Annotated in this window: 4 protein-coding genes; 1 reads left to right on the forward strand and 3 read right to left on the reverse strand. The window is 56.1% G+C overall.

Features of this window, described 5'->3' with window-relative positions; all coding sequences use genetic code 11:
• Positions 1-1,353 (forward strand): hypothetical protein (locus tag VGE80_RS23215; protein ID WP_440594309.1); only part of this gene is annotated, 1,353 nt, incomplete at its 5' end.
• A gap of 106 nt (positions 1,354-1,459) precedes the next feature.
• Here the strand turns inward: VGE80_RS23215 and VGE80_RS23220 are convergent.
• The 3 genes from VGE80_RS23220 to VGE80_RS23230 form a co-directional block, all read right to left on the reverse strand.
• Positions 1,460-3,703, reverse strand: coding sequence for a c-type cytochrome domain-containing protein (locus tag VGE80_RS23220; protein ID WP_440594310.1), 2,244 nt, complete (start codon positions 3,701-3,703; stop codon positions 1,460-1,462).
• 206 nt (positions 3,704-3,909) lie between these two features.
• Complete coding sequence (locus VGE80_RS23225) at positions 3,910-6,345, reverse strand: DUF1549 and DUF1553 domain-containing protein (protein WP_440594311.1); 2,436 nt, start codon at positions 6,343-6,345, stop codon at positions 3,910-3,912.
• A 30-nt stretch (positions 6,346-6,375) separates the two neighbouring features.
• On the reverse strand, positions 6,376-8,305 hold a 1,930-nt coding region (locus VGE80_RS23230), incomplete at its 5' end, for a PPC domain-containing protein (RefSeq protein ID WP_440594312.1).

An 8,305-nucleotide genomic window follows, 5' to 3' on the forward strand; every position in this document is an offset into this window, starting at 1 on the left:
TCGATGAAATCTCAAGATGGCAAGACTCAACTTCAACTTCCGATTGCCGTCGGAGCTGGACAACCGCAGTTCTGGTCGAACGACCGCCTCACGTTCTCGATGCCGTTCATCTTGAGAGCGGATGCCGCCGCCGTACTCCCCGGTTTGTTGAGTGCCGCATCGGCCGCCGGAACGTCTCCCGTCTTGCCACTGCCGATGCCTCCGGACAGTCTGGTGCGAATTACGCTCGAGGATGTCGATCAGATCACCAGTTCCACACCAGCCCGCTTCACAATCAACGGGATCGTAGATCAACCCCCTGTGATCGAGTCACGGCTGAAGGGGATCGGCACCTCAATTACGCGTAAGGCCAGAATTCCGATCGCTGGAACCATCACAGACGACTATGGGATCGCGAATGCAGAGTTTGAGTTCCGGGTAGACGACGCTCAGGAATGGCAGAAGCGTTCATTTGCGGCACCACCTCTGCCGGATTCGAGAGAGTTCACGCTGAAGCGCGCTGAAAACGAGGAATTTGAGCGGTTCGATGTACTTCCGCTAGATCTATCGACGAAGCAGCGACTGACGCTCACGGTCTCTGCCCTTGATGGCTGCACGGTGTCGGACGGTGGCCCGGTCCAGCCAGGGGATCCTAGCGCGGTGGGGGATGCAGCTCCTGCCCCGAGTGCCGCTCACCGCTCGCAGGGTATCAAGTTCGCCTTCACGATTATTCCTGAAGAAGAACTTCTTTCGATGCTGTACGGCCGGGAACTGAATCTGCGTAAACGTGTCGAACAGATCATTTCCGAGTGTAAGGGAACACTTCAGGAGTTGCGTGCTCAGCACGAAAAACTGCTCGATTCAGGACTCAATGGGTCGCAGAGTTCCGAGCAAATCAATCAGATGATCAAGGCCAATTCACAAGGTTTGAATGCTGCGGCAGATCGGTCTCTCCATGGCATTCGCAAGAACGCGATCGAGACAGTTGGTGTCGAATCCGCATTTGCCGATATCCGCGAAGAGCTGATCAACAATGCGGCAGATACGCCAGCCATGCTGGAACGGCTTGATCGACGAATCCTGTCACCACTCAACGCCATCAACATGACCAACTTTCCCAGCCTCGACAGTTCTTTAGGGCTCTTCAGATTGGCGCTCGATAAGAGCACCAATCCCGCATCCTCCTTGGAGACGTCAATCAATCAGTTATCCACGTTGATCGCCCGGTTAGAAGAGGTGCTTGGTGAAATGGCCGAAATGGCTCGATTCGACGCGGTTCTGGAAGAACTCAAGAAAACGATCAACGACGAACTCAAGTTGCTCGAGGAAACCAAGCGGAAGCGTAAGGAAAGAGCGATCCGGGCACTGGAGTGACCGACGGGTGGGCCCGGTGCCGGGAGGTCCGCGAGAGAGGCATAGAATAGCACTGGCCCGAGCGTTCCGGAAACGGAAAACTCGGGCCGCCTGCTTCAACGGAACTTCACTCGGGAAGCTGGTGAGTTCGGCCTTTCCCCGCATTGAGCCGTTCGAACTGCCCGGAGAGAAGAACCAGCTTTTCAGATGTGACCTTCACCGCGGCTTCTGCGTCTGCAACTTGCTTTTGAAGTTCTGGAGTGATCACCGCTTCGGCCGCTGCTTTATCCAATGCGGTCTTGGCCACAGCGGCTGCTTCCGTTGCCAGCTTGAGTTTGTCTGTGCTTTCGGTCACTGACAGCTCCGCCTTTTTAGTCTCTTCTGCAGCTTTCTCTCGAGAAGCTTTCGCCTTATTCAATGCAGCGACCGCTGCGCTCAGGGCCTCTTCCCCGGCTTTGAGCTGCTGATTCGCCTTAGCAGCAGCATCCATCTCTTCCTTCAACCGGTCTGCTAGTGTGTCGAGGTTCTTCCTGGCTGAGGCGGCGGCCTCTTTCAGACTGGCATCGTCGGGACTGGCAGCCAGGGCCGCGTCTGCCTTTTCAGCATCCTTCTTCGCAACTTCAGCCGCTTCGGTTGCGGTTTTCACTTTTGCTTTGTGTTCGCTTGCTGCCTGAAGTGCGGCATCCTTCGCTTTTGCTGCATTCGAGTGCGCCACCTGGGCGGCAGTCAATTCTCCCTCTGATGTCTCAAACGCTTTCCGTCTGGCGTTGAGTTCCGCCTCTGCCTGGGTCTTTGATTTCGTCAGGCGCTCGACTTGGGCGGAGGTGTCTGCCAAGACTTGGGCGGCGGATTCTTCCGCTTTCTTCCGTTCGGCAATTTGCCGGTTCAGCGATTCGAGGTTCGTCGCAGCCTGCTTGGCTGCGGCTTCTGCGGAGGCTTTCGACTGAGCGGCAATTGCGATCTGTTGTTCGAGTGGAGGTGGGTTAGTCAAAAGCTGGCTGACAATGGCTCCATCTTTGGCGTTCCAGACGCGGACGATCCCCGACAGATCGCCTGCCAGCAGAAAATCGTTCTCGGAATCGAATGTCACTTCCATTCCGATATCCGTCAGTCCTCCAAAAGCGCGAATCGCTGTCCCGTTGAAGTCCCAGAGCTTCGCCGTATTGTCGCGACCGGTGGAAGCGATGCGGTTGTCACGAGAGATCTCGATCCCCGTGACGCCTCCTCCGTGTGCACCCCAGTTTTTAATCAGGGTTCCATTCTGCATTTCCCACAACCGAATGGTCGTATCTTCACTGCACGAGGCCAGAATATTGCTATCGGGTGACCAACTGACATCGCTCAGTGCTGCGGTATGTCCGGTCAGTACGTAGAACTCTCGGCCGGTGAATGCTTCCCACACGATCAGGCCATTGCTGCGATCGGCAGTTGCCAGCAAGACGCCATCGGGGCTGAACTCCAGCGCCGTGATCCAGTCGGTGTGTTTGTTTTTCTCGTAGAGTAATTCTCCGGTCGATGTATCGTAAACGCGTACGATTTTCTTGGGGCCACCCAGAGCCACCTGCGTATGGTCTGGGCTGATATCGGCGGCCAGAACAACGTCATACTCAGAACCAACCTCGGCGACTCGCTTGCCCGATTTGACATCCCACAAGACCACCTTGCCCGAGTGGGCTCCGCGTCCACCCCCCGCGAGCAGCCACTGTCCATTGCGACTGAACTTCAGGACGTGTGCCACTCCTTCTGGGAAGGGGAGAATCCCCGCGACTTCGCTTGTCCTCGTGTCATACAGAATGACTTGCTTGTGTCCCGCCACTGCGACGAGTGGCGACCATGGGTTTGCGGCGAGGGCCGTGATGCCATTACCGCGCTGGGAAATGACTACAGGCTCGAGCGGGAGGTTCTCGGGCATCGGAGCTGGGCCGGCAGGACGCTGATTGGAGACCGTCACCATTGCAACGGCCACGTTCTTTTTCGCCTTGGCTTTACTGCCACTGTTTTCGAGAGCCCCCCCCTCGATCCATTTCCGAATTAATTCGAGTTGCTCGTCAGGCAGCTTGGGCTGCTGCGGAGGCATCTTGGGTTCAGATAAGTGTGCTACGACGAGGTAAAGCTGACTTTGCGAAGCGTCACCATCGGTGCGAATCACTTCACCGGAAGCGCCCCCTTGCATGGCCAGGCCGTAGTTGTCGAGAACCAGATCCCCTTTTTTGTCATTCGTGTTGTGGCAGGAACCACATTTTTCACGAAAGATGGGCAGAATATGCTGATCGAACGTGATCTTTTCTCCTTTGGGTGCCGCCTTCTCTTCCGCCTGGGTAGATCCCGAAAACAGACTGAGTGCGACCAGACAGATGGCGAAGGAACGCATAACCAATCACTCCACGAATTCATCGGGTCACGAGGACCGCAAAACTGGATTGCGAGAGTCGCATTAAGTGAGCTTCTCGCAGATCAGGTGTTTTCAATTACCGGCCACTCTCGTATGTCGATTGGACAGGATGAGAGGGGGGGGAGTGCCGGGGCGGGGGGGCAACCCCATCAACCCCGGCACCCAGGTTTGCTCGCCCTGGTCGGCTAATGGTTGAACAGGAACTCGCGGCTGTTGAGAAGTGCCCAGAAGATATCTTCGAGCGAACGCTTAATGTCGTTCCCTTCGGCAAACAGTGGCCGCAAAGCGCTAATCTCGTCAGGGGTTGGCTTCCGGCTGAGACAGCGAATATAGAGCCGTTCAACGATCTGTTCCGGGGTGAGGTTTTCGCCCAGCAAGCTTGCGACCAAGCCTCCCTGAACAATCTTCTGGTTCGATGTTTCGCCATTGAGGAGATGAAGCGCTTGTGAAAGCGTCGGTTCCATTTTGACTTCACACGAACAGGCCGTCTCGCGCGTGGCGCGCCCGAACGTCGTCAGAAAGTAGGTGCTGGTTGCGCCGTCGGCGATCTGGACCGCTCGTGCTCCCACAGGCAGTAATGGAAACTTATCCTGGGTGGACGTGACCTGGCTGATGATATCCAGCATCGACTCGGCCTTGATGCGTCGTAGCGTTTGCGAGGCGAAGTTGCGTTCGTCCGTGGCATTGCTGGCGTTCTTTTCGGTCGAACGCTGATAGGCCTCTGACCGGCAAATGTCCCGTACCAATGACTTGAAGTTGTAATTTGATTCTGTGAACCGTCGCGCAAGTTCGACAAGGAGTGGTTCGTTCGATGCGGGGTTACTGACGCGGACATCGTCGACAGGCTCCACAATCCCGATACCGAAGAAGTGGTGCCAGATCCGGTTCACGAAGTTCTGAGCAAAGTAGGGATTTTTGGGAGAAGCAAGCCATTCGGCCAGGACTTCACGTCGATCCTTTCCGGCGACATCGGCAGGGCCACCTCCGAGGAACTCGGGAAGCATGACGCGACCGCCGACGGGATGATTGACTTCGCCACCTCCCGCGTTGAAGACAATTGTCTCACGATAATCTTCACCTTGTTTACGCCCCACTTGCCTGAAAAATGCGGCGAACGAGTAGTAGTCATCCATCGTCCAGCGATCAAACGGGTGGTTGTGACACTGGGTGCACTGGATGCGCATTCCCATGAAGATCTGAGCGACGTTCTCACTGACTTTCAGCACGTCAGGTTCGATCTGATAGAAGTTGGTCGCAGGATTCTTGAATGTACCACCGCTGGCCCCCAGAATGTCTCGAACCATTTTGTCGAGCGGCACGTTGTCGGCGATCTGTTCGCTGAGCCAGGTGTAATAAAGCGTGATCGATTTCGGACTCGTCTGAATCGAGGAACGCATCATCAGCCATTCGGCCCATTTGCTGACCCACAGTTCTGTGAATTCCTTGCGGTTTAGCAGCTCATCGATCAGCTTGTCACGCTTGTCGGGCTCGGCACTGGTAATAAATCGCGTGTATTCCGCTTCCGAGGGGACTTGTCCTACCAGGTCGACATAAACGCGACGCAGGAAGGCTTCGTCGGCTGCCTTCACGGATGGATCGATTCGCAGCTTCTTCAGTTTCTGATTGACCAACTCGTCAATGTAGTTGACCTGGGGTTTTGAAACGTCTTCGTAGACCAACCCTTTCGGCAATACCACGAAGTGGGAGCCAACGGTGAATGTGGCAAAGCGAGCCATGACGAAGGCTTCACCGCGTGCTCCGGCCGTGATGATTCCATCCTGTGAAATTGAGGCTGAGGTGTCATTATTGGAAAGATACAGAGCCAGTGAGGTGACGTCCCGATCCGTTCCGTCAGAGTATTTGGCTCGTGCAGTGACTGCCTGCTGAGCCCCTTCACCGTCGAGGACTCCATCGCGTGGATAAATCTCCAGGCCAATGCATGTGGCGACGTTTGCGGGATCGCTGGGACAGCCGGCCGAGATCCAGTCGATGACGGTATTGCAGATTTCAGAGTCTCTCTCGAATCGCTTTCCCCCTGTATGAGGGACGACGCCCACCGATTTTTCGATGATCAGACTGGCTTCGGGAACACTCAGGTCAATGCGGCGACCGGGAAGTTCACGCGTAATCCGCTGGTAATCTCCATCGGGATCGTACCCGAACAGGGACAGGCGAAAGCCATCCTTCCCACGTGCTGCTCCGTGACAGCTTCCTGTGTTGCAACCGGTCTTCATCCAGACAGGCATGACGTCGAGTTTAAAACTGATGGGCCGCGATTCCGCTGCTCGTTCGACTTTCACCGGGATCGTTTGGGACTGACCGCCAAATTCGACCTTCAGTTCGGTCTGCCCGTCGGCGACGGGATGGAACGTCGTCCCTTCACGGCGACAGAGGGCGGGGTTTGCCAGGGTGAATTTGGCTTCTTTGCCAATATCACGCGTAATTCCATCCGCTTGAACTGCCTGGACCACGACGCGTTGCCGGTCGCTGTGCGTCGTGAGGTTCACTTCGGGTGGGTAGACATTAATTTGTACCAGCGGCGAATCTGCTGCCATCAAGTTTTGACAGAGAGTCAGCATCGCGCAAGTCAGCAGAGGTACAAGAGGTGAGAACCGAGGCATTTCATTGTCCCTAAAATTTCGTCGGCAAGCTCATTGACCGCCAGCGGGCTTTGAGTCAGTACTGGCGGCAGATCCATTCAGAGCTTTAACGCGTTGTTCCTGTTCAAGCCGCAGTTGCTCCAGCCGCGTTAATCGCTTGACCGGGGCGGCCGTGGGTTCTGGCGTCGCTGCGGGGGCGGCCTGCGCTACGGGTACAGGTGCGGCCTTCGGAGGTAACGGTTTGTCGACCCGAATTTGACCTGTCCCGATGTTATGAATGACTGGCTCGCCGTTTTCTGTTACGACCGCCTGGCAGAAGAGACTTTTGTTGACCCCTTCAGGGGCGTCGGCTTCGGCTTTCACCTTGAAAATCAGCTCTTTGGCGTCCTTGTTGAATGTCATTGCGGTCGTCGTGATTTTGTTGGGCAGGCCCAGCAACTGCACGGTCGCATCCCCTTCGAATTCTTTGGCCGTTTCCAGTTTGACGACGAGATCTGTCTCGGCACCAAGTTCAACTGCGGCCGCCTCATAGGTGAATCGGAAATAGGGCTCGGCGACACGCAGTGTGACGAATGGCGAGCAGACCATGACTGGGCCATTGCCGACCGTGGCTTCTCCCCGCACAGTGATCTTGTGATCCTTGACCTGTGCATTCCCCGCTGCATTGATCGAAATCAGTGCCTCGGACTGTCCTTCGGGGATGGAAACCTCACGGCTGGAGTTAACGCCATTAGGGTTCAGCACAAGCTCAATTTTGATCGGAGCAGTGAAGTCGGGGGCGCGCGTTGCGACCACCTTCAGCGACATCTGACCGCCTTGGACTAACGGGACTTTCGGTTCGACAATCTGAAGCGTGAACGGAATTTTCTGTGTCACGACCGTGGCGAGCGAGTATGTCGGTTCTGTCCAGAAGGGAATATTGTTCAGTCCCCGGACCAGAACGGTTGGAAGGCGAACTTCACCTCGTGGGGGATTGGGGTTGGCAGGGTCTGTCAGCGATCCCACGATTTGAGAGAACCGCCCGGACATCGGGGCATCCGGGGAAGCGGCAAGGATGACTTGGGCCAAGCCCTGGTCGGCTGCCATTCCGAAGGACTCGACGGTGACGCCTTCAGGCAGATTCAGTCCTGTGAAATCGAGATGGCCGCCAAAGGCGACTCGGTTGGCGTTGATTAGCAGCGGGAAGCGATTTCCCTGGGGAATCGCGAGTTTCGGCTCTACGTACTGCACAAATTCGTTGACACCCAGCAAGGCTTCCGGCACGAGCGGACTGACTTCAATGCGATAGTGGAACGCACTGCCTCCCCGTCGCAGGTGGTCTCTGACCTCAAGAAAATATTGGCCATCTTCGGGGACCGCGAAACGGATGAAGCTATCCGGTCCATTACTATCGTCGTTGCTGGCGATCGCTCCGCCCTGCGCGTTGTAGAGAATGAGACTCGGATCCAGTTCCGATCGCAATCGTCGAGCCCAGACATGGATTTCCAGCGTCTGCCCCTTGGTCGCAGTAAAACCAAAAAAATCCACATCCGTTTTCGATGAGAGTGCTCCGTTAAACGCGACGGGTGCGGCTGCTTTGGTCGCCTGAGCAATCGTCTCGTTCGGTTCCTGCTCGATGGAGTTTTCCAGGTCAACAACTCGGAAGCGGTTGCCCGAGGGAGAAATCCCCTTGTCGTCCGTCGCAAAGACGGCATATTCGGGATCGACATTCGCGGGAAGTTCGACTTCCCGTTCGAACTCGCCGCTGACGTCGCCCATAAATCGGACTGCGAGCTTCTGTCCTGGCTTGCCTCCGGCTGGGACAATCGCCAGGGGACGAGGATAGTTTCCGATGTGGCATCGGTAATAGCAGGCACCGTTTCCGCCGTAGCTGCTTTCACGGATTTGAATCACGTATTTTCCGTCAGCAGGAGCGATGATCGAGGCCACGCCGTCCTGCCAGATCAGAGCCGCATCGTCGCTTGTCGCCAATTCAAAACGC

The sequence above is a fragment of the Schlesneria sp. genome, from assembly GCF_036405755.1.
In the GTDB taxonomy this organism is placed as follows: domain Bacteria; phylum Planctomycetota; class Planctomycetia; order Planctomycetales; family Planctomycetaceae; genus Schlesneria; species Schlesneria sphaerica.